The sequence below is a fragment of the Vibrio splendidus genome (assembly GCF_024347615.1).
Lineage (GTDB): Bacteria > Pseudomonadota > Gammaproteobacteria > Enterobacterales > Vibrionaceae > Vibrio > Vibrio splendidus.
Window position 1 is genome coordinate 1,450,845 of sequence record NZ_AP025508.1, and the last position, 25,383, is coordinate 1,476,227.

At 45.0% G+C, this 25,383-nt stretch carries 16 protein-coding genes; 10 read left to right on the plus strand and 6 right to left on the minus strand.

Features of this window, described 5'->3' with window-relative positions:
• Positions 1-131: 131 nt before the first annotated feature.
• Positions 132-1,568, minus strand: a complete 1,437-nt coding sequence (locus OCU90_RS06485) for a DUF2867 domain-containing protein (protein ID WP_061024607.1) — start codon at positions 1,566-1,568, stop codon at positions 132-134.
• 96 nt (positions 1,569-1,664) lie between these two features.
• Between OCU90_RS06485 and OCU90_RS06490 the strand changes: the two genes are divergently transcribed.
• From OCU90_RS06490 to nhaA, 5 genes are all read left to right on the plus strand, one after another.
• Positions 1,665-3,038 carry an MATE family efflux transporter gene (locus OCU90_RS06490; RefSeq protein WP_017086491.1) on the plus strand — a complete coding sequence of 458 codons (1,374 nt, stop codon included), beginning with the start codon at positions 1,665-1,667 and terminating at the stop codon, positions 3,036-3,038.
• A gap of 122 nt (positions 3,039-3,160) precedes the next feature.
• Entirely contained in the window at positions 3,161-3,832 is a 672-nt protein-coding gene (locus OCU90_RS06495; protein ID WP_004734674.1) for an ABC transporter ATP-binding protein, read from the plus strand.
• Positions 3,813-6,266, plus strand: coding sequence for an ABC transporter permease (locus tag OCU90_RS06500; protein WP_061024610.1), 2,454 nt, complete (start codon positions 3,813-3,815; stop codon positions 6,264-6,266). Before OCU90_RS06495 ends, OCU90_RS06500 begins: the two co-directional genes overlap by 20 nt.
• Positions 6,256-7,404: a lipocalin-like domain-containing protein gene (locus OCU90_RS06505; protein WP_061024612.1), complete on the plus strand. Its 1,149-nt coding sequence runs from the start codon at positions 6,256-6,258 to the stop codon at positions 7,402-7,404. The genes OCU90_RS06500 and OCU90_RS06505 overlap by 11 nt, the downstream gene beginning before the upstream one ends.
• 273 nt (positions 7,405-7,677) lie before the next feature.
• Positions 7,678-8,841, plus strand: a complete 1,164-nt coding sequence (gene nhaA, locus OCU90_RS06510; RefSeq protein WP_029222630.1) for a Na+/H+ antiporter NhaA — start codon at positions 7,678-7,680, stop codon at positions 8,839-8,841.
• Positions 8,842-9,089: 248 nt separating this feature from the next.
• Here the strand turns inward: nhaA and OCU90_RS06515 are convergent, their stop codons facing one another.
• Together OCU90_RS06515 and OCU90_RS06520 are read right to left on the minus strand one after the other, a co-directional pair.
• On the minus strand, positions 9,090-9,701 hold the full coding sequence (locus OCU90_RS06515) for an OmpA family protein (RefSeq protein WP_029222148.1): 612 nt from the start codon (positions 9,699-9,701) through the stop codon (positions 9,090-9,092).
• Complete coding sequence (locus tag OCU90_RS06520; protein WP_061024613.1) at positions 9,701-11,011, minus strand: TolC family outer membrane protein; 1,311 nt, start codon at positions 11,009-11,011, stop codon at positions 9,701-9,703. Before OCU90_RS06520 ends, OCU90_RS06515 begins: the two co-directional genes overlap by 1 nt.
• Positions 11,012-11,312: 301 nt before the next feature.
• On the opposite strand from OCU90_RS06520, the gene OCU90_RS06525 reads away from it, so the two are divergent.
• The 4 genes from OCU90_RS06525 to fabV all read left to right on the plus strand — a co-directional run bounded on the left by OCU90_RS06525 (position 11,313) and on the right by fabV (position 19,946).
• On the plus strand, positions 11,313-15,122 hold the full coding sequence (locus tag OCU90_RS06525) for a VCBS domain-containing protein (protein WP_061024615.1): 3,810 nt from the start codon (positions 11,313-11,315) through the stop codon (positions 15,120-15,122).
• Between the two features lie 443 nt (positions 15,123-15,565).
• Positions 15,566-16,195 carry a TetR/AcrR family transcriptional regulator gene (locus OCU90_RS06530; protein WP_029222147.1) on the plus strand — a complete coding sequence of 210 codons (630 nt, stop codon included), beginning with the start codon at positions 15,566-15,568 and terminating at the stop codon, positions 16,193-16,195.
• 55 nt (positions 16,196-16,250) lie between these two features.
• Positions 16,251-18,533 (plus strand): acyl-CoA dehydrogenase, encoded by a 2,283-nt coding sequence (locus OCU90_RS06535; protein WP_004734682.1) that lies wholly within the window; start codon positions 16,251-16,253, stop codon positions 18,531-18,533.
• Between the two features lie 210 nt (positions 18,534-18,743).
• On the plus strand, positions 18,744-19,946 hold the full coding sequence (gene fabV, locus OCU90_RS06540; RefSeq protein ID WP_004734683.1) for an enoyl-ACP reductase FabV: 1,203 nt from the start codon (positions 18,744-18,746) through the stop codon (positions 19,944-19,946).
• A gap of 258 nt (positions 19,947-20,204) precedes the next feature.
• On the opposite strand, the gene OCU90_RS06545 is transcribed toward fabV, so the two are convergent.
• The gene (locus tag OCU90_RS06545) at positions 20,205-21,887 is read right to left on the minus strand and encodes an aspartate:alanine antiporter (protein ID WP_017077841.1); all 1,683 of its coding nucleotides are present in this window, start codon (positions 21,885-21,887) and stop codon (positions 20,205-20,207) included.
• Positions 21,888-22,137: 250 nt separating this feature from the next.
• Positions 22,138-22,401, minus strand: coding sequence for a GrxA family glutaredoxin (locus OCU90_RS06550; RefSeq protein ID WP_009847069.1), 264 nt, complete (start codon positions 22,399-22,401; stop codon positions 22,138-22,140).
• Between the two features lie 528 nt (positions 22,402-22,929).
• Here OCU90_RS06550 and OCU90_RS06555 point away from each other — a divergent pair.
• On the plus strand, positions 22,930-24,231 hold the full coding sequence (locus OCU90_RS06555) for an iron-containing alcohol dehydrogenase (protein ID WP_061024617.1): 1,302 nt from the start codon (positions 22,930-22,932) through the stop codon (positions 24,229-24,231).
• A gap of 123 nt (positions 24,232-24,354) precedes the next feature.
• Here OCU90_RS06555 and OCU90_RS06560 read toward each other — a convergent pair whose 3' ends face one another.
• On the minus strand, positions 24,355-25,209 hold the full coding sequence (locus tag OCU90_RS06560) for a MurR/RpiR family transcriptional regulator (protein ID WP_004734686.1): 855 nt from the start codon (positions 25,207-25,209) through the stop codon (positions 24,355-24,357).
• Positions 25,210-25,383: the final 174 nt, after the last annotated feature.

A 25,383-nucleotide genomic window follows, 5' to 3' on the forward strand; every position in this document is an offset into this window, starting at 1 on the left:
ACGGATTCGGGATACGAGATGAGAGATATGAAGAGCGGAATTATCCGCTCTTTTTTTGCCTCTCATAGCGCGTGTCGCAAATTTGCTGTTAAGTCTTTTCGCATCTCGTTACTCGAATCCCGCATCTGCTTTTAATCCTTCATCTGCTCTTTAGCCTGCTTCTCAATCGCTTTAACCATGCCTTTAAAGATAAACAGGTGGGCTGGCATCATCGCAAACCAATACAGTAACCCTAGAAAGCCTTTTGGATGCCACCAAGCTGATATGTTCAGTTCACGTGAATCACCGTGGTCAGAGACAGTAATCTCGAGTCGCCCCAACCCCGGGCCTTTCATACCGAAAAGCAGAGATAAAAACTGGTTTTCTTCACAACGAATAACCTTCCAAGAGTCAATCTTGTCACCGACTTTTAGGGTCGGCCCTTCAGGCGTTTGTCGAACCGGTACACCACCGCCAAAGAGAAGATCTAACCATTCGCGTGTGCGCCATAGAGCATTAGCAAAGAAGTAACCTTGCTTCGGGCTTCCTATTTGCTGAGCGACTTGCCAAAGGGATTCTAAAGGTGCGCTTGAGGTGATACTTGCGCCTGTTTTCTTAGGATAATAGCCATAACCAGCTTGCCAGCGTTTGAAGGCGGTCTTATCAAAGCCCCAAACATTACTTTTCACGAAGTTTCCTTCAGCGTGGATCGCTTGCTCAACCATATTTTCGAACGAGATAAGCTTCTGAGGGTACTTTTCTCTAATGATGGTCGAACTGGCAATAAAGTCATGCTTTAAGCCCGCAAGAAGCGCTCTGCCTATGTTGGATGGAACAGAAGTCACAACACCTAGCCAATATGACGCAATTGAGGGCGTGAGGAGTGACGTCGCCCAAAGCCTGAGTGGGCGATCGGCTGTTTTGGCAATGTGAGCAAATTGATTTCGATAAGAGACAATGTCTGGCCCGCCAACTTCGAAGGTTTGGCTTTCGCTAGGCGTGTCCTGTGCGAGTTTTAGCAGATAGTGATTCAGGTTCTGCAAGGCAATAGGGTTGGCTTTAGAGTCGACCCATTTGGGCGCAATCATGATAGGTAAGTTGTACACGAAGTCTCGCATGATCTCGAACGCTGCAGAGCCTGGACCAATGATCACGCCTGCTTGCAGTTCAGTGACGGGGACTGATCCTTTGCGTAGCAGTTCTCCGGTTTTCTTTCTCGCTTGAAGGTGTTCTGAATCACCCGTTTGCGGCTGAAGCGAACTCAGGTAGATGACGTGTTGATTCTTTGGCCCAAGAGCTGAAACAAAGTTACGTGCCAAATTCAGTTCATAATCAATAAAGTCGTGGCCTTCTGCCATCCCATGAACTAAAAAGAAGACAAGATCAAAGTCGGGGACTAATGCTTGTGTTGCGGCTTGATCTGCAAGATCAAGATACTCTAGTGACAAGTTGTCATGAGGTTCGGTTCGTGCCTTTAAATAGTCGATATGCCTTGCTGCGGCAGTGACTTGATAGCCTTGCTCAAGCAGGAGAGGGAGGAGCTGCGAACCAACATATCCAGAAGCGCCTAAAACCAGTACTTTCTTCATTGTTACTCCATTTATATCTGTGGTTAAAAACCGAACATTGATATAATAGCGCGATATTTATCTTTATTCATCAATACGTTCCGTTTAGGTATCTCTATGTTGCTCTCTTCAATTATTCATCACACTCGAGGTGATTTTGTTCGTAGGCTTATTGCGATTGCTTTGCCTATTGCTTTGCAGAGCATTATGTTTTCAAGCCGAGGCTTAGTCGATGTGTTGATGTTAGGTCAGCTTGGGGAAGCAGACATTGCGGCTGTGGGGGTTGCGAGCCGTGCAATGTTTGTGACGACCATTATGCTGGTGGGTGTCACTACGGGCGGCGCTTTGCTAACGGCTCAATATTGGGGCGCGGGTAACAAACAAGGTGTCAGAGAAAGTACCGCACTGACGTGGCTAGTTTCGACCCTGTTTGCGTTGCTGACCATTGTTTTCTTTGTTTCTTTTCCTGCGCAAATCATGGGCGTGACGACCGACTCTCAAGAAGTCATCAGCCTCGGCGTTGAATACATCGTCATCACCTCATTCAGCATGCTGGCGGTGTCGTGCGTCAGCAGTATGGCGGTAGGTTTGAGAGCGATGCATAAACCTGGGTTAAGCACTTTCTTCAGCGGTATCGGCATTCTGTCTAATGTGTTCTTAAACTGGGTGCTGATCTTCGGTAACTTGGGCTTTCCATCGCTTGGAATCAAAGGCGCAGCGATTGCGACGGTATTGAGCGGCGCCATTGAAGTGGCGACCTTATATGGCTACCTCTATTTATCTAAACACCTATTAGCTTTTAAACTTTGTGATATCAAAGCGGCTGCAACCGTTGAGAAAGTCGTTCGCTTCTTGAAGTTGTCTTTGCCAACCACGTTTAACTTCTTAGCGTGGGCGGGTGGCTTGTTTGCTTACCACGCGATCATGGGACAATCGGGTGTTCAAGGTTTGGCTGCGCTTTCAGTCATGACGCCGGTTGAATCTATCTCATTGAGTTTATTGATTGGCCTGTCCAATGCAGCGGCTGTTTTGGTGGGTAACCAACTTGGCGCGAAGAACAATGAAGCGGTTTATTATCAAGCATTAGGCTTAACGATTCTGTGTTTCTTAACCAGTATTGTTGTGGCGATTTTTCTCTATTTCGTCCAAATGCCAATATTGAATGCGTTCAGTGCGTTGACTGAAGAAACCAGAGCCCTCTCTGAGAAATTCATCCTCATTCTCAGCGTGGGGATTATTATTCGCTCGGTACCGCTGACTGTGATCGTTGGTGTGTTGAGAGCGGGTGGTGATGTGAAGTTCTGTCTCTATCAAGATTTGATTGCTCAGTGGGTGATTGGTATTCCACTGGCTGCGATTGCGGCTATCTATTTAAAGTTTCCACCGGAGTGGGTGTATCTGCTTTTCCTCACCGAAGAAGTGATTAAGTGGGGTGGGTCGCTCTATCGCATGAAAACAAGAAAATGGATCAAAAACTTGATAGGAAGTTGAAGTAGGGCGCATCGATCACATCACTTTATCGTTGGTGTGTGATCTATCTTTCAAAATACTTCCTCCTAACAGGGAATTAGTGTAGATTCTCCTTCCAAATTCTAACTAATGTGAGCTGTTTAATGTTAAAGCTGTCAGACCTATGTAAAGGCTATGTCGACGGGGGGGAATTTCACCCTGTTTTGCAAGGTGCTGAACTAACATTAAACCAAGGTGACCAGCTTGCACTAATGGGCGAAAGTGGATCAGGTAAAAGTACATTACTGAATCTTATCGCGGGTTTAGACCTAGTAGACTCTGGCGAAATTGCTTTCCCAAACTTCAATATGCATGATTCGACAGAACGTAATCGCACCGCATATCGCCGAAATAATATTGGTCACATCTTCCAGCAATTCAACCTACTTCCAACGCTTAATATTGCTGACAATATTCGTTTTTGTCGCCAGTTAAAAGGCTTGCCTGAAGACAAAGGCCTCTGGCGACAGATTCTTTCTGCTTTAGACCTTATGCCTTTACTTGGACGTTACCCTGAAGAAGCGTCTGGTGGTCAACAACAACGCGCAGCGATTGCTCGTGCTCTGTACATGGAACCTAAAATTCTGTTAGCCGATGAACCGACGGGAAGTTTAGATGAGCGTAATGCAGAAGCGGTAATGCGTTTGCTGACCTCTTTGGCTCGCCAATTAGAATGCACTTTGTTGTTGGTGACACACAGTGAAAAAGTAGCACAGCACATGGATGGCAGAATCCGTCTACAAGGAGGGCAACTGCATGTTATGGCCCGTAGTTAAGGCACTACTCGGTCACTATCGACGCTACCCGCTTCAGATTATTTTGGTATGGCTTGGTTTAACCCTTGGCGTATCACTTTTGGTTGGTGTTACTGCTATCAACCAACACGCCAAGCAAAGCTATGCGCATGGCGAGAAACTCTTTTCGAATCCTCTTCCTTATCGTATTCGACCAAAACACAACGCCAATAAAATCCCGCAAGGTTTTTATATCCAGCTTCGCCGTGAAGGCTTTCAACAGTGTTCTCCTTTTGACCACCATCGTATCACTGATGAAAATGGCGCGAACTTCATGCTTATCGGCATCGACCCTGTGTCTATGCTTCAGCTTCAGCCGGGTGTTGCGTTAAAAGATCTCACTACGTTAAACCTCATGAAGCCGCCATACCCAATCCTTGTGAGTGATGATCTCGCAGAACACATGGAATGGAATAACGGGGATTACATTCCTCTCATGGATGGTTCTGAGCTTGGCCCTATCGCTGTTGATCAAAAAAACCTGATTGATGGTACAAGGCTGATTGCAGATATCTCTTTGCTCAGAATGCTTAAACGCAGTGCTGGGCTGTCTGTGATTGCGTGTTCAGATATGTCGACTGAGAAGTTTGAGCGTCTTAAAAACATGCTGCCTAATGGTTTGACGATCTCTCGCAGCTCTAAAGCTGAGCTTGAGTCGCTGACCAGCGCGTTCCACTTAAATCTAAAAGCGATGGGTATGCTGTCGTTTGTGGTTGGCTTATTCATTTTCTATCAAGCGATGTCGCTGTCGTTTATTCAGCGCCAACCGTTAGTTGGAATCTTAAGACAGACGGGTGTGTCGGGTTGGCAACTGGCTAAAGCGCTTTGTTTAGAGTTACTGTTATTGGTGGTATTGAGCTGGATCTGCGGCAATGTATTCGGTGTCATGTTGGCAAACCAACTGTTACCAGCGGTATCTTCAAGTTTAGGTGACTTATATGACGCCAACGTTGGTTTAACTATCGACTGGAATTGGCGATGGAGCGGTTACAGCTTATTAATGGCATTGCTTGGTGCATTCCTAGCGTGTGCTTGGCCATTGGTTCGTCTGCTTCGTTCACAACCGATCCGTTTGACCTCTCGTTTATCTTTGATGCGCTTTGCTGGTACTGAATTCACTTGGCAGGCTTTGATTGGTTGTGGTTTCTTGGTTGCAGCTGTCGCTGTGTATCAAGCGCCTCAGACTCAAGAAACGGGTTTTGCGATTATCGCGCTGATGCTTGTTAGTGTGGCTCTGTTTACGCCGTTCTTGATGTGGAAGTTATTTAACAGTCTGTCTTATTCATTACGCTGGGTTCGTGCTCGTTGGTTCTTTGCGGATGCCGCTTCAAGCATGAGTTACCGTGGTGTGGCGACAATGGCGTTTATGTTGGCGTTAACCGCGAATATTGGTGTAGAAACCATGGTCGGTAGCTTTAGAGATACCACAGATAAATGGTTAACACAGCGCTTGGCGGCAGATCTTTACATCTACCCAACCAACAATGGTGCTGCTCGTATGAGTAACTGGCTGTCAGAACAACCTGAAGTGGATTCTGTTTGGTGGCGTTGGGAGAAGGATGTTGCATCTCCTGTTGGCAGTATTCAAGTAGTCAGTACTGGGCCTTCTGAAGGTGAGCTAGAAGCGCTGACGATCAAGTTAGGTATTCCTAATTACTGGTATCACTTACATCACTCTAAAGGTGTGTTGATCAGCGAATCGATGTCTCTCAAGTTGGGTATTCACCCAGGTGACTACATTGATCTCTATGACAATCTTGGCTCTGGTTGGCAGGTTGTCGGTGTGTATTACGATTACGGTAACCCTTACCATCAAGTCATGATGTCGCATCGAAACTGGCTGTATGGATTTGCAGGTAGGGGCAATGTGGGCCTTGGCGTAATACTCAAAGATGATGTGAATTCAGTAGGGCTTCGAAGCCGCTTAGAAAGTGTATTCAGGCTTGGCTCGGAGCGTGTTTTCGATAACAACAATATTCACAGTCAAGCAATGCGTGTGTTCGATAGAACGTTCGCGATTGCAGATACATTGGGCAACATCACATTGGTCATTGCAGTCTTCGGTATCTTCTTCGCAACTGTTGCGGGTGAAGTGTCTCGACAAAGGCATATATCTTTACAGCGCTGTTTAGGTGTCTCAGCCAAAGAACTGATTCTGACCGGTAGCTTACAACTGTTTGTGTTCGGGCTTATTTCCTCCTTAATTGCGATTCCGCTCGGCTTAGCGTTGGCTAGTTTGATCGTCGATATCGTGATCAAGCAGTCTTTTGGGTGGTCACTCGAGTTGCAAGTGATTCCCTGGGACTATTTACAGACATTTGCGTGGGCTATGGCAGCATTGATGTTAGCTGGTGCTTTGCCAGTGATGAGAATGATTCGGAACACCCCGATGAAATCACTGAGGGATGCGCTTTAATATGCTTCAACGAAATGGCTCAACGAAATTCAGACACCGATTTGTCTCCTCTCTATTATTGATCGGTTTCTTTGGCACCATTTTAGGTGTCTGGGTGTACTACTCTTACTTTGCTGATGTTGGCGAGAAAGGCGTGAACGAGGTCAATTCAGTGCTTGTAAGCGAGCACTTTAATGTATTCGAGCCTGTGTTACCTGACCGCAGCGTTTCGTTACCTCGAGACTTCCAATTCCACCCAGAATTTCAACACGAGTGGTGGCATTACTTTGCTTCTCTAAAAGGGGATGATGGCAAAAAGTACTCCGTTCAATGGAGCTTCTTCCGAATAGCGACTGACGAACGCGAGACGCCGGGGTGGCAAAGCCCACAGGTTTATATTTCAAATGTCGTGATCTCTTCTGATTCTAAGGTTTGGAAAGAGCAACGCTTAGCGCGTGGTGGTATTGGCCAAGCGGGAATGACCAGTCGTCCGTTTAGAATTTGGATTGATAACTGGAACTGGCGCGCCCTTGGCAACACACCATTTCCTGGTCGCCTTCAAGTGAAAACGGATACGTTTGGCCTTGAACTCGACACCATTGCAAAAGGGCCCTATGTGCTCAACGGCGATAATGGTTACCAGAAAAAGCACGATTTATTGCCTGTCGCGTCTTATAACTTCAGCGCTCCATTTTTATCCCTAAGCGGTGTATTGAATCTGGACGGCGTTACCAAGGAAGTAGAAGGCACAGCTTGGGTACATAAAGAGTGGGGCAGTGGCTTACTCGGAGTGGGTCAACAAGGCTGGGATTGGTTCGTGTTTAATCTCGATGATGGTACAGCGCTGAGCATTAACCGCTACCGCCATAATCAACAGCTGCCTTATGTTTTTGGAACATTGGCCACTCGTTCGGGCAAGGTGTACCAGTTAACGGACTCCGATATTTCTATCAAGCCTTTACAGAATACGACGCTACAGAATGGTAGAAGAATGCCGCTCCAATGGATTATTAACGTGCCACAGCACAATATTAACCTCACGACACGCATCAAACGCCGAGATATGTGGTTGCCATTTGTCATACCATATTGGGAAGGGCCAATTATGGCGAGCGGAAGCCATGAAGCGACAGGCTTTATGCAATTAACCGGTTACTAAAAACACCTAAGGCTATCATTTGATAGCCTTTTTTGTGCTCATGATTTTTGTGAGCCCCTGATTAATTGTGCATACAGCCTTTGTGATCTCATCTATACTTATTTTATGGTGCATAACAACATTATGGAATATACGACGTATTGTTTAGTATTTGTAGGAAAAACCGAAGTTAAACATCCGAAGAAGTGATTATCTATCGATTACGCTTGGATATAAACTCATGGTTATTCTTTGTTATTCGTTTATTTAAATAATAAATATAAGGGCGAAATCATGACCGACGTCATCCGTGACTTCTTTAAAATGGAATCTGCTGGCGGCATCATACTAGTCATCGCTGCGGCGATCGCAATGTTTGTAGCAAACTCACCACTGAACGAAATGTACCAAGGCGTATTGCATAGTTACGTTCTTGGTATGTCTGTGTCTCACTGGATTAACGATGGCTTAATGGCTGTCTTCTTCCTTCTAATCGGCTTAGAAGTTAAGCGCGAACTTTTAGAAGGCGCATTAAAGTCTAAAGAGACAGCAATCTTCCCAGCTATTGCAGCTGTGGGTGGTATGCTAGCTCCTGCACTTATTTACGTGCTATTCAATTCAAGTAACCCTGAGGCGCTTCAGGGCTGGGCTATTCCAGCAGCAACAGATATCGCATTCGCATTGGGTATCATGGCTCTTCTTGGTAACCGAGTACCGGTCAGCTTGAAGGTATTCTTACTAGCATTAGCAATTATCGATGACCTAGGTGTTGTTGTTATCATTGCACTGTTCTACTCAGGCGATCTATCTACGCTTGCACTAACGGTTGGCTTCATCGCAACGGGTGTGCTGTTCATGCTAAACAACAAGCATGTGACTAAGCTGAGTATTTACCTCATTGTCGGTGCAATTCTGTGGTTCGCAGTATTGAAGTCTGGTGTTCATGCAACATTGGCTGGTGTAGTTATTGGTTTTGCTATCCCACTGAAAGGTAATAAAGGGGAGCGTTCTCCACTGAAACACCTAGAGCATGCTCTGCACCCATACGTCGCTTTTGCAATTTTGCCAATCTTCGCATTTGCAAACGCAGGTATCTCACTGGAAGGCATCTCAATTGCAAACCTTACAGGCATGTTACCGCTTGGTATCGCTATGGGTCTATTGGTTGGTAAACCACTGGGTATCTTCCTATTCAGCTGGGGCGCTGTGAAAACCGGCGTAGCTAAACTTCCTGAAGGTGTGAACTTTATGAACATCTTCGCGGTATCCGTGTTGTGTGGTATTGGCTTTACGATGTCTATCTTTATTTCATCACTAGCATTTGGTCCAACGAACGCAGATTTTGATACGCTTGCTCGATTAGGTATCCTGATGGGCTCAACGACTGCAGCTATCTTAGGTTACTTCCTGCTAAGTATTTCTCTACCGAAGACTAAGCAACAAGAAGTAAAGCTATAATTGGTAAGTAAAAGCATAGTTGGTAAGTAAAACTATATTCGGTAGTAGGTTCGCTTGATAGTGAGCCTACTCACTGAGTAACAAGCCAACTCTTGAGTAGCAAGAAGAGTCACAGAGTCATCCCTCGACTCATGTGACAACAAAGAACAAAAAAGCCGTGATGGGCAACCCTATCACGGCTTTCTTGATCTTACTGTTAAGCTGTCTTTGTAAGATAACCCGCCTTACATTTAAGTGACAATGTCACGTTACTTTTCTAGCGTGGTAAAAATGGTCCACTCTTCAACGATTTGTTCACTTAACCCAACCACGGTTGCCGTTACCTTACGGTTTAGTGCATGCGAAGTAGCATCATCACCATCGTTTTCCAGGCGTTCTTCACCATAACCGACAATTCTCACTCGCTCTGGCTCTATACCATTCGACAGTAACTCGTCTTGAACATTGTTTGCTCGTCTTTTTGATAAATCTAAGTTGTATTCGTTGGAACCCACTTTACTCGCGTAACCTTGTATTTCAATCGACGCACTTTTGTAAGTCTCAAGGAATTCAGCCATTGTGCTGATTTGATCAGAAAATATTGGGTTCACTTCAAATGAGTCATGAGCAAAGAGTATTTTTAACTGTCTGACTTCTTCTGCTCGAATCGTTTCTCCACAGCCGTCATTGTCGACTTGTGACGCTTCAGGCGTTCCTGGGCAGGTATCGCGCGCGTTTACCACACCATCGTTGTCGTCGTCTTGCAGGTCTGCAATCTGTTCTGCTTCAGGTGTCTCGATGTAAGCCTCTTCCTGTTGGCTAGAACAGGCAAATAAAGTCATCGTTAATACGGGAAGTAATAAGTACGTTACTTTCATCATTAATACTCCATAGCCGTTGTCCACTCTTCTGGAATATCAACCAGTAGAGCATTCAATAAAGAACCTGTTGCGTTCATCACTCGGTATTTAGCGTACTGCTCAGAGTAATGGGCATCTAGATAATCTTTACGGGCTTCAAATAGTTCGTTCTCAGTGTTGAGCAAGTCAAGAAGAGTACGTTTGCCTATTCGGTATTGTTTTTCATATGCGATAACGGTTTCCGAAGCTGAATCAACATGATCAGATAGGAAGTTCTTTTGTTGCAGCGTGAGGTCTAAGGCGCTCCATGAAAGGCGAAGGCCTTCTTCCACTTGGCGATAAGCTCGATCTCTCAAATCTTTTGCTTTGTTCAATTGGTAAGCAGCAGCTTCAGAGTTAGCACTGTCAGTTCCACCGTTGTACAAGTTATATCGCATTCGCAGCATAGCGAGCGTTTCTTGACTTGAGCCTTCATCGCCACCTGCATCGTCACGCCATGACTGTGATGCTTCAATGGAGAAGGTAGGGTAGTTCACGCCTTTCGATTGTTTGTATTGGAAGTGCGCAGCGTCAACATCAGCTGCCGCGATTTTGATCACGGGGTGTTTGTCTAAGGCATCAACAATGGCGTCTGTTAACGACAAAGGAATTCTAGAAATATCGGCTCTTGGGTAAATTAAACCTAGGGGTTCTTGACCCACCACACGTCTAAATTGGGTATGTGTATCGATCAAATTATTCTGTGCAGCCAACAAGTTACCATGAGCTTTTGCAATCCTAGCTTCTACTTGCGACACATCCGCTGTTGAACCTATACCAGAATTAGCTCGTTTCTTAATATCTTTATAGATTTTTTTGTGTATTGAAAGATTACTTTCTGACAGTGCCAAAACCTCAGTGGCTTTCACCGCGTCTAGATAGATTTGTGTCACCTCAAGTGCTTTGTCTTCGGCATCTGCAATCAATTGTAGACGAACCGACTCGGCTTCTGCGGCGGTACGATCAATGTCGTATAGAGTCGCGGAACCATCCCACAGCAATTGCGTGAGGGAAATCGTCGCTTCCTTTCTTGTTAGATCGGTATCTGGATTACCATTACTTTCTGCTGGGTTTATACCTTCGTAACCGATACCAGCATCAAGGTCGATACTGGGCTTGTACGCTCCTCCTGAGGCATCATTACGTTTTTTCACGCTCGCATATTCGTTGAAGATGCTTTTTATCTCTGGATTCGTTGCCAAGGTAATAGCCACAGACTGTTCCAGAGTTTGAGCGGCGAGTGGTGCTGCAGCAACTAAGCAACACATGATGGATAATTTAAACAATTTCAAAGTAGCTCTCCTTCTACTTTCAATGTCTCATCCGTTTCCCAACCTAGGTTTCCCGTTAGATTGAGAGAAGGGTATTAAACGAAGCTTAGGACATTTGCAAAAAAATGCGAAGTTTGTTGGATTTTTTTTGAATGTAAGTCGCTATTGCTATTGACTAATTTGAAAATCGCCAGATTTACACCCTTCTAGTGAGTTGATTATCAATAGTGGCACTACTAAATTTAGAGTAGGAAATAGCCACAGCGCAGAGTGGGATTGAATCCGCGTTTGGCATGTTCTGGGCAGAAGTGGGAATATGGATATGGGAAACATCAACCTAAATATACTAGGTCTTGCTAGCGGGAGTGTTGTGCTCGACGCTCAAGGCCAAGTTAGACGTTTGTCTCCGGGCGAACAACCAGCGGCTAGCGACGTAATTATCAGTTTTGATACTAGTGAAGAAAATGTGCCAAGTGTTTCTGCACGTTTTGTAGATAACCAGGGCCAACAAAATGTACTAGATACTGATGATGCGATCGCTCAAGTTCAGCGTGCTATTGAAGAAGGATTTGATCCAACGGAACTAGGAGATGAGTTTGACACTGCGGCTGGTGAGGAAGGCTCGAGTTTGACCAACAGCGGTAGGATTGAACGTACTGGGGCTGAAACTCAAGCTGCCACGAATTTTGAAACTGACGGGTTTGAGTCTCAAGGATTGTCAGAAACTCAAAGTATTGCTCTTTTTGATATCATCGCTTTTGCGCTTATTTCAGGTGAAACTAACGTTATTGAGTTTGAGCAGGATGAACCAATTGAAACCGGTGGCGCCTTAACCAGCGACGACCCGGACGTTACCTTTATTGGTAAAGAGGTCGCTGGAGACAATGACCTCGGTACCTTTGTCGTCAATGAGGATGGTACTTGGACCTTCGTAGCCAACAGTCCTTATGATGAACTTGCTGACGGAGAGCAAATTCAAGATACAACCACAGTACAAACTTCTGATGGAGGTGAGCAAGTCATTACAGTCACTATTATTGGTACTGATGATGCAGCTGTAGCCACTGATGATTCAGGCAGTGTGACTGAGGACATTGATGTCGATGACATCACCAACCAATTAGTGACGTCTGGTCAGATCGTGATTACAGACGTAGATAGCGACACTCCTACCTTCTCAGCTGATGGTGAGTTTAACCTCGTAGGTTCAACAAACGACTCACAACTTGGCGTATTGAGCATCGAACCTGACGGCGCTTGGACTTACGTAGTCAATAACGATGACGTGCAGTACCTAGACGACGATGAATTCGTGACTGAGGTTTATACCGTTACAGCCAGTGACGGTACCACGAGCGAAGTAATTATCACGATTAACGGTGCCGATGATCCATCTGACATAACCGTTGGCGAAGGTGATTCAGACACAGGTGAAGTGACTGAGGATGTGGATGTTGACCAAGAGAGCAACAACTTAACAACCTCCGGAACGCTCACCATCACCGATGTAGACGACAACGACGTTGCTGCTTTTGAACCAAATGGAACGTTTAATCCTGAAGGTTCGACCAATGATACCGCGTTGGGTGTGTTGACCATTACCGACGATGGCGAATGGACTTATGTGGTAGACAACGACGATGTGCAATATCTTGATGATGATGAGTTTGTCACCGAGGTTTACACGGTTACTGCGATTGATGGAACCACAAGTGAAGTGACCATCACCATTAACGGTGCTGATGATCCATCCGAAATTACTGTCGGGGAAGGTGACTCAGACATGGGGGAGGTGACGGAAGATGTCGATGTTGATCCGGAGAGTAACGACTTGATGGCGACGGGAACACTGACGATTACCGATGTTGATGCTAACGATGTTGCGGCTTTTCAACCTAACGGAACGTTTAATCCTGAAGGTTCGACCAATGACACCGCGTTAGGTATGTTGACCATTACCGACGATGGCGAATGGACTTATGTCGTAGACAACGACAACGTGCAATATCTCGATGACGATGAGTTTGTCACCGAGGTTTACACTGTTACTGCGATTGATGGGACCACAAGTGAAGTAACCATCACCATCAACGGTGCTGATGATCCATCCGAAATTACTGTCGGGGAAGGTGACTCAGACATGGGTGAGGTGACGGAAGATGTCGATGTCGATCCAGAAAGCAACGACTTGATGGCGACGGGAACACTGACGATTACCGATGTTGATGCTAACGATGTCGCGGCTTTTCAACCTAACGGAACGTTTAATCCTGAAGGTTCGACCAATGATACCGCGTTGGGTATGTTGACGATTACCGACGATGGCGAATGGACTTACGTCGTAGACAACGACGATGTGCAATATCTTGATGACGATGAATTCGTCACCGAGGTTTACACTGTTACTGCGATTGACGGAACCACAAGTGAAGTGACCATCACCATCAACGGTGCTGATGATCCATCCGAAATTACTGTCGGGGAAGGTGACTCAGACATGGGTGAGGTGACGGAAGATGTCGATGTCGATCCTGATACCAACGAACTCTCGGTGTCTGGTACTTTAACGATTACCGATGTCGATACCAGTGATATGCCGGCCTTTAAACCTAATGGTGTGTTTAGCCCTATTGGGTCTACTTATGCACTTGCTTTGGGGATGTTAACGATTACTCCCGAAGGGGCATGGAGTTATGTCGTTGATAACGATGCGGTTCAATACTTGAATGATGATGACACGGTTATTGAGCGATATGTCGTAACCGCCATCGATGGTGTCGAGCATGTTATCGAGATAACAATCAATGGTGTCAACGATGCGCCTGAAGCGACCAGCTTTACGGTCGTCAATGATGAAGACGCGATCATACCAATCCTCTTCGATTCTGAAGATGGCGGTATGCCTGATTACATCTCAGATATCGAAGATGACCATGACGACATTCCACTTAATATTCGGATAGAAAGTTTGCCAACCAACGGTAGCCTTTTGTATACCGATGAAAATGGCATCACGAGAGAAATTGTGCAGTCTGACGTCGACAACGGTGTGTTGTTTGTTCCAAACAATATTAGCTTCGTTGCTGGGCCCGGAGAGATGTTTGAAATGGGCTTCAGTGGCGATCCAGACGATATGCCAGATCTCGTTGATGGTTTCTATAATTGGGGTGTCGCGGTATCACCAACCGAAAGGCTAATTACCTTAGCTAACGGCAACACAATTACATTATCTATTGAAGACAATAACGATAAACCGCTTGAGCAGTACCAAGGGGAACAACCTCACGTCGGCTTTGGTATTGGTGACTCTGACGGCCAAGGAATGAACATGCAAGAAACCTTGGTCTTAGATTTTACCAACAATCCACTTGAAGTCGTTCAATTTGGATTAGATGGGTTGGGCGGGTCGTTCAACACTAATAGTAATGTTTATGTTGAAGTACTTTATACTTTCGCTGACGGTACAACCCACACAGAGCAGTATCAAAAAGACGAAGGTGATACTGGTCATGAGCAGATTCTTTACGACTTCAGTTACTCATCACCAAGTAATCCAATTGTTGGAATGGAGCTGTCATCGACTGGGGGCAGTTGGGAGTTGCGTTATGTACAAGGTAATGAAGCTGTAACCGATGACCCTCAATTTGACTATGTCGCAGTAGATTCAAATGGCGCTGAAAGTACAGTCGAAACGGTGACGGTTGATATTGAAGAACCACAACAATATAACGTGACTAGTGCTGCGAGTAACGAGCCTTTATTTGCGGGCTCTGGGAATGATCTGCTTATTGGTGATAGCGATGACAATATTTTCACCTGGTTAGACTCTGCACTCGATAATGGTACAGACATCATTAAAGACTTTGAGCTTTATACCAATGGCTCTGGTGATTTGATCGACCTAAATGATCTGATTGAAGATCCACAAGACGAAACTCAAATGGCCGAGCTTCTTGATATGATCGAAGTGTCGGTCGATGGCGAAGACATCGCTTTGTCTATTCCAATCAATGGTGGAGACGACGTTCAAACAATCGTGATAGAAGGGATCACTACGGAAATGGGTGCTTCAGTTGACCTTGGTAATGATCTCGCAATATTGGGAGAGCTTATTAAAAACGATGCAGCCTAATAGGCATCGTGGAATGCTCCATAGCTTGACGTAATGAAAGCCCTCGGTTTCGGGGGCTTTTTGCGCTCAGGAGTAGCCGAAGAAAAATCACCTGAATCATAGGCAAAAAAAAAGCCCAAACCAATGCGGTTTGGGCGGATACAAGTATAGGAGTTAATAAGGAAAATGCAGTAATTAAGAAAGCAGGGAGAGAAACAAGTTTGACGGCCTGTTAAACTTCTAAATACTCTGTTTTCTACTTAATTTATGACCCTCCATTTCTAATTCAGTTCCCAGAAAATTCAATAATTTTTCCTTTTTTATTAAACGTACATCGATTCAATCGGTTAGAGCAGATTCTTGCTAACTGGTACGACCAATTGGTGAAAATGTGATGTTGCTTGCTTGTTAAATAAATGTTCTAAGCGTATATTTCAAACAGTTGTTTAATACGAGTGATTGAAATGGCACCAAGAAGTACAACCAAAGACAAAATCTTAGATGTGGCTGAAGGCTTATTTGCTGAGCACGGTTTCAATGACACCTCTTTACGCACTATTACGGGTAAAGCCAATGTCAATCTTGCTTCAGTGAACTACCACTTTGGCGATAAGAAGACTCTGGTTCGTGCCGTATTAAATCGATACTTAGAAGCATTTATGCCTGCACTGCAAGACGCTTTAGTGAACTTAAACTTGAACGAAACGTATTCTATGAGTGATGTGTTTGAGTCTTTAAGACAGCCGCTAAGAGCTCTGAATGATGTAAGGCCAAACGGTACCAGCCGATTTATGTTACTCATCGGTCGAGGTTATACGGATGTGCAAGGTCACTTGCGTTGGTTCATTACAACTCGCTACAGCGAAGTACTGACTCTGTTTACGACGTCAGTAATGAAGGCGAATCCGAACCTCACTCAAGAGCAGTTATTTTGGCGTTTACACTTCACCCTTGGGACTTGTGTTTTCACCATGGCGTCTAGCCAAGCTCTAATAGAAATTGCAGAGAATGACTACGACACAAAGATAGATGCGAAGGCAGTGGTCGATATTCTCATTCCATTTTTGGCAGCTGGCATGTCAGCAAAAGAATAAAACAATAAAAAGCAAAATATTCACAAACAATATAGTGAACAAAAGGATCTGAACTATGAGCTCTCTAAGACAAAAATGGGTAAGTGACCCAGCTTTTAAACTCTTTAAAAAAGTACTACCACCACTATCTAGCACCGAGAAAGAAGCGATGGAAGCGGGTAGCGTGTGGTGGGACGGAGAGCTGTTTTCTGGTAAACCAGATTTCACTAAGCTTCACCAGTACCCAAAACCTCAGCTGACAGCAGAAGAGCAATCGTTCATGGACAATGAACTTGAAACATTGCTCGCTATGCTAGATGACCACAAAATTGTGAAAGAAGACCGAGACCTTCCTGAGGAAGTTTGGAACTTCTTACGCAAAGAGCGTTTCTTCTCGCTAATTATCGCGAAAGGGTACGGCGGTCGTGAATTTTCAGCGCACGCAAACTCTACCATCGTAACTAAAATTGCGACGCGTAGTATTAGTACTGCGGTTTCGGTAATGGTTCCAAACTCTCTTGGCCCTGGTGAGCTACTGTCTCACTACGGAACTCAAGATCAAAAAGACTACTGGTTACCTCGTCTTGCTGACGGTACAGATATCCCTTGTTTCGCACTAACAGGGCCTGAAGCAGGTTCTGATGCGGGTGGTATCCCTGATGTCGGTACCGTTTGTATGGGCATGCACGAAGGCAAAGAGACACTAGGCATCAAGCTTAACTGGAACAAGCGCTACATTACGCTAGCTCCAGTGGCGACGGTACTTGGTCTGGCTTTCAAACTGCACGATCCAGAAAAGCTACTGGGTGACAAAGAAGACATTGGCATCACGTGTGCGCTTATCCCGGCAGACCACGAAGGTGTTGTGATTGGTGAGCGTCATGATCCACTTGGTCTTGCGTTTATGAACGGCCCAACACGCGGTCACGATGTGTTTATTCCAATGGAATGGCTAATCGGTGGTGCAGATTACGCAGGTAAAGGCTGGCGTATGCTGGTGGAATGTCTGTCTGCAGGTCGTGGTATCTCGTTACCGGCACTTGGCACGGCGATGGGCCACCTAACGGCGAAAACCACTGGTGCGTACGCTTACGTTCGTAAGCAGTTCGGCATGTCGATTGGTAAATTTGAAGGTGTTGCTGAGAGCTTAGGCCGTATTGGTGGTTTAACGTATCTACTAGAAGCGACTCGTACACTGACAACTACTTCACTTGATATGAAAGAGAAGCCGGGTATCGTAACGGCTATCGCGAAATATCACATGACAGAGATGGCACGTACTATTCTGAATGACTCAATGGATATCCATTCAGGTCGTGCAATTCAAGATGGCCCAATGAACTACTTGGCTGCGCCTTACCTAGGTATTCCAGTTGCTATCACAGTAGAAGGTGCGAACATCCTAACTCGTAACCTGATGATCTTCGGTCAAGGTGCGACACGTTGTCACCCATACGTATTGAGCGAAATGGAAGCGGCAGCGAACCCAGATGAGAAGCAAGGTGCAAAAGACTTTGATAGCTTGTTGTTCAAGCACATCTCACACGCAACTAAAAACACGTTCGGTGCTTTTGGTGCGGCACTAACTGGCTCTAAGTTCATTAAAGCCGACATGAGCGGTCCAACGAAGCCTTACTACCAAGATTTGACTCGTTTGAGCCGTGCGCTTGCAGTGAGTGCGGATTTCGCAATGCTGACGCTAGGTGGTGAACTGAAACGTAAAGAGCTTATCTCGGCACGTTTGGGTGATGGTCTAAGTTACCTATACATGGCGTCTGCTGCACTTAAGAAGTATGAAGACGAAGGTCGCCAACAAGCTGACCTAGACTACGTACACTACGCGGTTCAACACTGTTTCCATAATGCGGCTAAGTCGCTACAAGAAGCGTACAGAAACTTCCCGAACAAGATGGTGGGTAAAGTACTTAAAGGTCTAGTTTTCCCTGTAGGTAACCACTTCGAGAAACCGAGTGATAACCTAACAGTTCAACTAGCAGAAAGCTTGATGACTCCGGGAGCACACCGTGAACGTCTGACTCACCTTTGTTACATTGGCAAAGAGGAAGATGATAGTGTTGGCCTTATGGAGAATGCTTTCAATGCGATGTACAGCATCAAGCCTCTGGAGCGTAAGATCTTCAAAGCAGTGAAAGAGGGCAAAGTGGCTCGTAAAGGCTTGCTTGCGGATAAACTGGCTCAAGCACTTGCTGCTGATGTTCTGACACAAGAAGAAGTCGACCAAATTGTTGCTGCTGATAAACTACGCTACACAGCGATTCAAGTTGACCACTTCAGTCATGACTTTAGTGAAACTTTGACGCGAAAAGAGTTAAAACCTAAGCTAAATAGCGTTGCTTAGATAAAGAAATGATAAAAGGCACCTAATAAGGTGCCTTTTTTTGTTTTTGTCGTAGAAGTCGCAATAGATGCGTTAACAAATGGTGACTTAGTCAGCAAATATCCGCTGAGTGCTCCAACCACTTGCATTTTCACCACATTTTTACAGAAATTAGATGCCATTTGCGTACGAAACTTTTATCCTTACCCTGATTTTTTAAGGAAGTTGAATATGATCATCAAACCTCGAATTCGCGGATTCATCTGTACTACAACACATCCAGTCGGTTGTGAAGCTAATGTAAAAGAACAAATTGCTTACACAAAAGCTCAAGGCCCAATCGCAAACGCACCTAAACGTGTACTCGTTGTTGGCTCTTCAAGTGGCTACGGCTTGTCTTCACGTATTGCGGCTGCATTTGGTGGCGGTGCTTCAACTATCGGTGTTTTCTTCGAGAAAGCCGGTACTGAGAAAAAGCCGGGCACAGCTGGCTTTTACAACTCAGCAGCGTTCGACAAGTTAGCTAAAGAAGAAGGCCTGTATTCAAAAAGCCTTAACGGCGATGCTTTCTCTAACGAAGCGAAACAGAAAACAATTGACCTGATCAAAGAAGATCTAGGCCAAATCGATATGGTTGTGTACTCACTGGCGTCTCCAGTGCGTAAAATGCCTGAGACTGGCGAAGTAATTCGTTCAGCTCTTAAGCCTATCGGCGAAACGTACACATCTACAGCGGTAGATACAAACAAAGATGCGATCATCGAAGCAAGCGTTGAGCCTGCTACTGAAGAAGAGATCAAAGACACTGTTACTGTAATGGGCGGTGAAGATTGGGAACTTTGGATCAACGCACTTTCTGAAGCGGGTGTTCTAGCTGACGGTTGTAAGACTGTTGCTTACAGCTACATCGGTACTGAGCTAACGTGGCCAATCTACTGGGATGGCGCGCTAGGTAAAGCTAAGATGGATCTAGATCGTGCAGCATCAGCGCTAAACGAAAAACTAGGCCAAACTGGCGGTACTGCAAACGTTGCTGTTCTTAAGTCTGTTGTGACTCAAGCAAGCTCTGCGATTCCTGTTATGCCTCTTTACATCGCTATGGTGTTCAAGAAGATGCGTGAAGAAGGTATTCACGAAGGTTGTATGGAACAGATCTTCCGTATGTTCAGCCAACGTCTATACAAAGCAGACGGCAGCGCAGCAGAAGTTGATGAAGTGAACCGTCTACGTCTAGATGACTTAGAACTTCGTGACGACATTCAAGAGCATTGTCGTAACCTATGGCCTCAAATCACAACTGAAAACCTGAAAGAACTGACTGACTACGTAGAGTACAAAGAAGAGTTCTTGAAGCTGTTCGGTTTCGGTGTTGAAGGCGTTGATTACGAAGCTGACGTTGATACTGCTGTTGAATTTGATGTAGCTGACATCTAATTCAAACAATCGAATCAAAACGAAATAGGCGCTCACTGAGCGCCTATTTTTTTGTCCGTCGTTTGAGGAAAGAGATTAAAAGCAGACATGGAAAAATAAATGAAGATGCGGGATTTGAGTGGCGAGATGCGAAGAGATTTAAAGAGCAGACTTGGGATGCGTTAAAAGCTGAGAAGAAGTAATAAAAAATGCACTAATCCAAAGATGAATTAGTGCATTCGAAATATCTAAGCTTGGCTGCTTTTAAAGCCGCAGACGCTAGCTAATGATGATAATGAAAGTACCTGCTAAGGTCATCAATATATTGGCAATCGCGTACGTACCCGCGTAACCCAGAGCTGGGATAGTTGAGCGAGCGTGGTCATTTACGATGTCCATCGCCGGAGCACAGGTTCGCGCACCAATGATGGCACCAAATAGTAGAGCTCGGTTCATCTTCAATACGTAAGCACCCACCAAGTAAGCGAAGAATACTGGTAGCACACTCACTACTAGAGCAATACCGATGACCTGAGGGCCTACTTGGGTCAAGTGTTCAAACATCTTACCGCCGGCGCTCAAGCCGATACCGACCATGAAGAACATCAAACCCAGGTCTTTGACCATGTTCAATGCCCCCTGAGGCACATAACCGAAAGTAGGGTGGTTTGCTCTTAAGAAGCCAAGCATGATACCGGATAAAAGCAGGCCAACCGCATTACCTAATCCAAACGACACCTGACCGAATGTCATGGTGATCAAACCAAACAAAATACCTAGAATGAAGAAGCTACAGAAGGCCATCAAATCCGCCATTTGGCTGTGGATTGAGATGAAACCAATTTTCTCAGCTAGACCGTGAACGCGACTCTTTTCACCACTGACCTGCAGGACATCGCCTTTAGAAAGCACGATATTTAAGTCCATCGGCATTTCAATTTGAGCACGTACTACGCGGTTAAGGAAACAGCCGTATTCAGATAGGTTCAAGTCGGATAAGCGCTTACCTGCGATGCTGTCACTTTTAACGACAATCTCTTCTTCCACGATACGAAGATCGAGAAGGTTACGGTCGAAAACCTCTTTACCATTACGGAAGCTTGGGTCGAGACGCGCATGACTATCTGGGAAACCTACCAATGCGATTTCATCACCTTCTTGCAGGATCGCATCACCGTCTGGATGGGCAAGAATACCATTACGGCGAATACGCTCGATGTAACAGCCCGTTTGGCGATAGATACCCAGTTCACGCAAGTTCTTACCGTCTGTCCAAGATATAAGCTCTTGTCCTACGCGGTAAGCTCGTATGATTGGAAGGTAAACCTTACGTTGCCCTGAAGCACCTAATCCACGCTCTTGGGCGATTTGCTCAGCTGAATCGTGTAGGTTAACTTTCTGAAGCTTTGGAATAAGGCGAGCAAACATAATCATGCTGATTAAGCCAACTAGGTAAGCCATCGCATAACCAACGGAGAGGTTTTCGATGATCAGGCCTATATCCATGTTTCTTGGTAATTCTGCAAGCCCAGAATTCAGTGCATCTTGAGCACCTACTAATATCGGCGTTGCTGTTAAGGCCCCCGCCATCATGCCTGCGGATAAACCAAAGCCTAACCCAAGGTAGTGGCTACTGAAATACGTTAAAGCAATTGCGGTAGAGAGAACCACAAGGCTCAGAATGAGATAATGCTTACCGTCTCTGAAGAAGATACCGAAGAAGTTTGGTCCAGCTTCAATACCCACACAGTAGATGAAAAGCATGAAGCCAATCGTGAGCGCATCAGCGTTAAATGAAAAACCAAGATGTCCCATGATAAGGGAAGTAATCAGAACACCGATTGAATTGCCGAGTTGGAGGCTACCGAAACGAATTTTACCAATGGCTAATCCAATCGATAAAACAACAAAGATGAGGAGAATGGGGTTTTGTTCTAACAGAAAAACAACGTCGATATTCACAGTGGTCGCTCAATAATTGGCGTGAAACACAGGGTAAGTTTGAGAGGTGAATTGTATCTAAATATAAATAAAATATAAGCGATATTTTGCTATTTTACTTGATTTTGACTTTATTATTATTCCGTACGAAAACTGGTCATAAAAAAAGCCCGCTACAGTGAGCGGGCTTGATATAAATCGTACAGTCTAACGCTTGAATTGGGTAGCTGTTTTAGGCTTTAGCATTGGATCTCGTAAGAGAAATCTTAGCTTAGTCGAAAAGACCTAGGTTTTCTTTTGCGTATGCTTCAAATTCTGTGCAGCCGCCGATGTGGTCTTGGTCGATGAAGATTTGTGGCACTGTGTCTACAGGCTTACCAACAGTCTTCTCTAGGTCAGCTTTGCTGATGCCTTCAGCGTGGATGTCAACGTAACGGTAGTTGAAGTCATCGCGTTTAGCTTTAAGAGTTTCAGCATGCTCTTTTGCACGAACACAGAATGGGCAAGCAGGGCGACCAAAAATAACTACAAACATTTAATTTCTCCTAAATACGGGATGAGGCTCGTTAACTCAATTATGTTAACTATTCTTTAATGAATGCCACTCAAAATTTCTTAAAACCAACTATGCCTCAATGCCATGGGGAAATAAAGATGGAATTGCCTCTTAATACGATAGGTTTTGCCTATCAGCGCAAATATTAATCATAAAAAGGCAGGGTCGCGTTCACTGGCCTCTACCATCGTTCAGTACCCTTAATATTAGAGTGTGAATTACCCCTAAGATTGCGACTTTAATCCATCTTTAGTGTGACAAGTTGCACCTCGTCAAAAAAATCAATCACAGAACGAGGCATCTTATCATTGGGTATAGAACCATATTCGGTAAGCTGCCTGACGTAACCCCATTTTAGTCTGCTTGTATTTTAGATGCAGGCATTGTGTTGTAAGTACAAAGGTTACATTCCGAAGGTTGTATTCCGAAGATTAAATGCCAAAAACCAAGAATTTCAAAAAAACCAAGAGTTCGTAGTTTTGTTTAGTCATAGGCGCAGGAGGCTCCATGTTTCAATTTATGACATCTACAAAGATCATCTTTGGTGATGGGGCACTTCCTGCTTCATTGTCTCTCTTTAATCAATACGGCTATAGCGTGTTATTGGTTACTGGTAATACATTAGAACGCACCTCACTGGTTACTGATTATCTAGATGCGCAGAGTATGCGTTACCAGCACATTGCCGTTTCGGGTGAACCCAATATCAAAATGGTTGAAGAGGCTGCCACGTCTGCTCGGCGATTTAAACCTGATATGGTGGTGGCAATGGGTGGCGGCAGTGCCATTGATATGGGAAAAGCGTTAGCTGCGGTTTTACCTAATCAAGGTAATTTATACGACTATGTTGAAGTGGTTGGGCGTAATGTTCCTCTTAAAACCAAACCACTGCCGTTTATCGCTATTCCAACCACAGCGAGTACCGGCGCTGAGGTCACTAAAAATGCGGTACTTAAATCAGGCCAAGACCAAGTCAAGATAAGCCTTAGAAGCCCAGACATGCTAGCTGACGTCGCGATTGTTGACCCAGCATTAACCCATGGCACTAATCCGTATTTATCTGGCCGCGGTGCTATGGACGCATTTACCCATTTAATGGAAGCCTATGTGTGTGGTGAACCGAATCCGTTAACCGATATGATCTGTGAAGAAGGATTGCGTAAGCTGAGTTGTTCTGTCATTCAGGCGTGTATCTATGATGAACCTCAAGCGCGTTCTGATCTTGCCTTCGCTTCTATGCTCGGAGGAATGGCGATAACCAATGCTAAGCTCGGCGCTGCGCACGGGCTAGCTTCTGCGTTAGGAGGTAAGATTTCTGCGCCGCACAGTGTGATTACAGCGCGCTTGGCACCATTTGTGATGTTAGAAAACATAGCAGTAGCGAAAGAGCAGCAAAGAAACGACATATTAGCGCGTTATCAGCGAATCGCTCAGATAGTGACGGGTAACGTAAAAGCAAAAGAAGAAGAGGCGATTGCTTGGTTATCTGAAGTGTTGGATACACTCAAGCTACCAAGCTTACTTGAATTTGGTGTCTGCGAAGCTCAGTTTGATGAGGTGTCTGCCGATGCGCTCAAATCAGTGGCGATTAAAGGAAACCCTTTACCGTTGAATCAAGAGAGGCTTGTACATATTCTGAAGCAGGTTTGCGAGGAGTGCAGTTGTGGAGAGGGGTATCATGAGACAGCCTCAATGAATCAGGCTAATCAACTTGCCCCAGAACAGGCTGCCGAGTCGAGTTTTACCATTATTAACTCTTATGCGTCTGAGAATAATGTTGTAGAGAAAGGCAATAGCTGGACGATCTAACGCTCTTCGAACAGTTCACTGCATAAACCATTGTAAACAGATAAATAAAAACGGAGCACTAGGCTCCGTTTTTTAATTCAATTTGTTTTCAGGTCATCTGTTTTCAGATTATGCCTTAACAGATTAGAACTGAGAATACTTCTCGTAACGTGAATCACGAAGTGACTCTTTCACTCGCTTTAGGTTCTCTCTGAAACCAGAACCACGACGAAGTGTAAAGCCTGTTGCTAGCACATCGATAACCGTCATCTGAACAACGCGACTTGCCATTGGCATGTAAACGTCAGTGTCTTCCGGTACATCCAATGAGATAGACAGCGAGCTCGCTTTATCTAATGGAGAGTCTTTCGCTGTGATAGCGATAACGGTTGCGCCGTTCTCGCGAGCTAAGTTCGCAATCTCAACTTGGCTTTTTGTGCGGCCAGTGTGAGAGATAAGAACAATAACGTCGTTGTCACTGCAGTTAATGCAGCTCATGCGTTGCATCACGATGTCTTCGAAACAAGTGATTGGGATATTGAAACGAATGAACTTGTTTTGAGCATCTTTGGCTACAGCAGAAGAGGCACCCAGTCCGAAGAATGAAATGCGTTTTGCTTGAGTCAGCAGGTCAACCGCACGGTTAACTTGCATCGCGTCTAGACTGTTTTTAGCAACGTCTAGACAAGCCATAGTTGATTCGAAAATCTTATGCGTGTAAGCATCTGGGCCATCATCTTCTTCAACATTACGGTTCACGTAAGGTGTACCGTTCGCCAAGCTTTGAGCTAGGTGAAGTTTGAAGTCAGGAAAGCCCTTTGTGTCTAAACGACGACAGAAGCGGTTAACTGTAGGCTCACTCACGTCAGCCATTTTAGCTAAGGTAGCAATGCTAGAATGAATTGCAGTTTGAGGGGAAGCCATGATTACTTCGGCTACCTTACGCTCAGACTTGCTGAAATTTTCCAGGTTTTTTTGTATTTTTTCTAATGTATTCATAGTGTTCACAAGGGTATAGAGAACAACTTGCTAGTTAATATCTTTTACCAGGGGGTATGGCTGAAGCAAATATCAGTAAGCACAAAGCCAAAGTTATATTCGGTATTGTAAATACTGCTGCATCAAATAGATATCAAGCTAACTAGCACCATAGAGTCAGTATAAACCCAACAT

Coding starts and splice junctions, on each gene's coding strand:
- OCU90_RS06485 (WP_061024607.1), bottom strand. CDS start 1,568: ATGAAGAAAGTACTGGTTTTAGGCGCTTCTGGATATGTTGGTTCGCAG.
- OCU90_RS06490 (WP_017086491.1), top strand. CDS start 1,665: ATGTTGCTCTCTTCAATTATTCATCACACTCGAGGTGATTTTGTTCGT.
- OCU90_RS06495 (WP_004734674.1), top strand. CDS start 3,161: ATGTTAAAGCTGTCAGACCTATGTAAAGGCTATGTCGACGGGGGGGAA.
- OCU90_RS06500 (WP_061024610.1), top strand. CDS start 3,813: ATGTTATGGCCCGTAGTTAAGGCACTACTCGGTCACTATCGACGCTAC.
- OCU90_RS06505 (WP_061024612.1), top strand. CDS start 6,256: ATGCGCTTTAATATGCTTCAACGAAATGGCTCAACGAAATTCAGACAC.
- nhaA (WP_029222630.1), top strand. CDS start 7,678: ATGACCGACGTCATCCGTGACTTCTTTAAAATGGAATCTGCTGGCGGC.
- OCU90_RS06515 (WP_029222148.1), bottom strand. CDS start 9,701: ATGATGAAAGTAACGTACTTATTACTTCCCGTATTAACGATGACTTTA.
- OCU90_RS06525 (WP_061024615.1), top strand. CDS start 11,313: ATGGGAAACATCAACCTAAATATACTAGGTCTTGCTAGCGGGAGTGTT.
- OCU90_RS06530 (WP_029222147.1), top strand. CDS start 15,566: ATGGCACCAAGAAGTACAACCAAAGACAAAATCTTAGATGTGGCTGAA.
- OCU90_RS06535 (WP_004734682.1), top strand. CDS start 16,251: ATGAGCTCTCTAAGACAAAAATGGGTAAGTGACCCAGCTTTTAAACTC.
- fabV (WP_004734683.1), top strand. CDS start 18,744: ATGATCATCAAACCTCGAATTCGCGGATTCATCTGTACTACAACACAT.
- OCU90_RS06550 (WP_009847069.1), bottom strand. CDS start 22,401: ATGTTTGTAGTTATTTTTGGTCGCCCTGCTTGCCCATTCTGTGTTCGT.
- OCU90_RS06555 (WP_061024617.1), top strand. CDS start 22,930: ATGTTTCAATTTATGACATCTACAAAGATCATCTTTGGTGATGGGGCA.
- OCU90_RS06560 (WP_004734686.1), bottom strand. CDS start 25,209: ATGAATACATTAGAAAAAATACAAAAAAACCTGGAAAATTTCAGCAAG.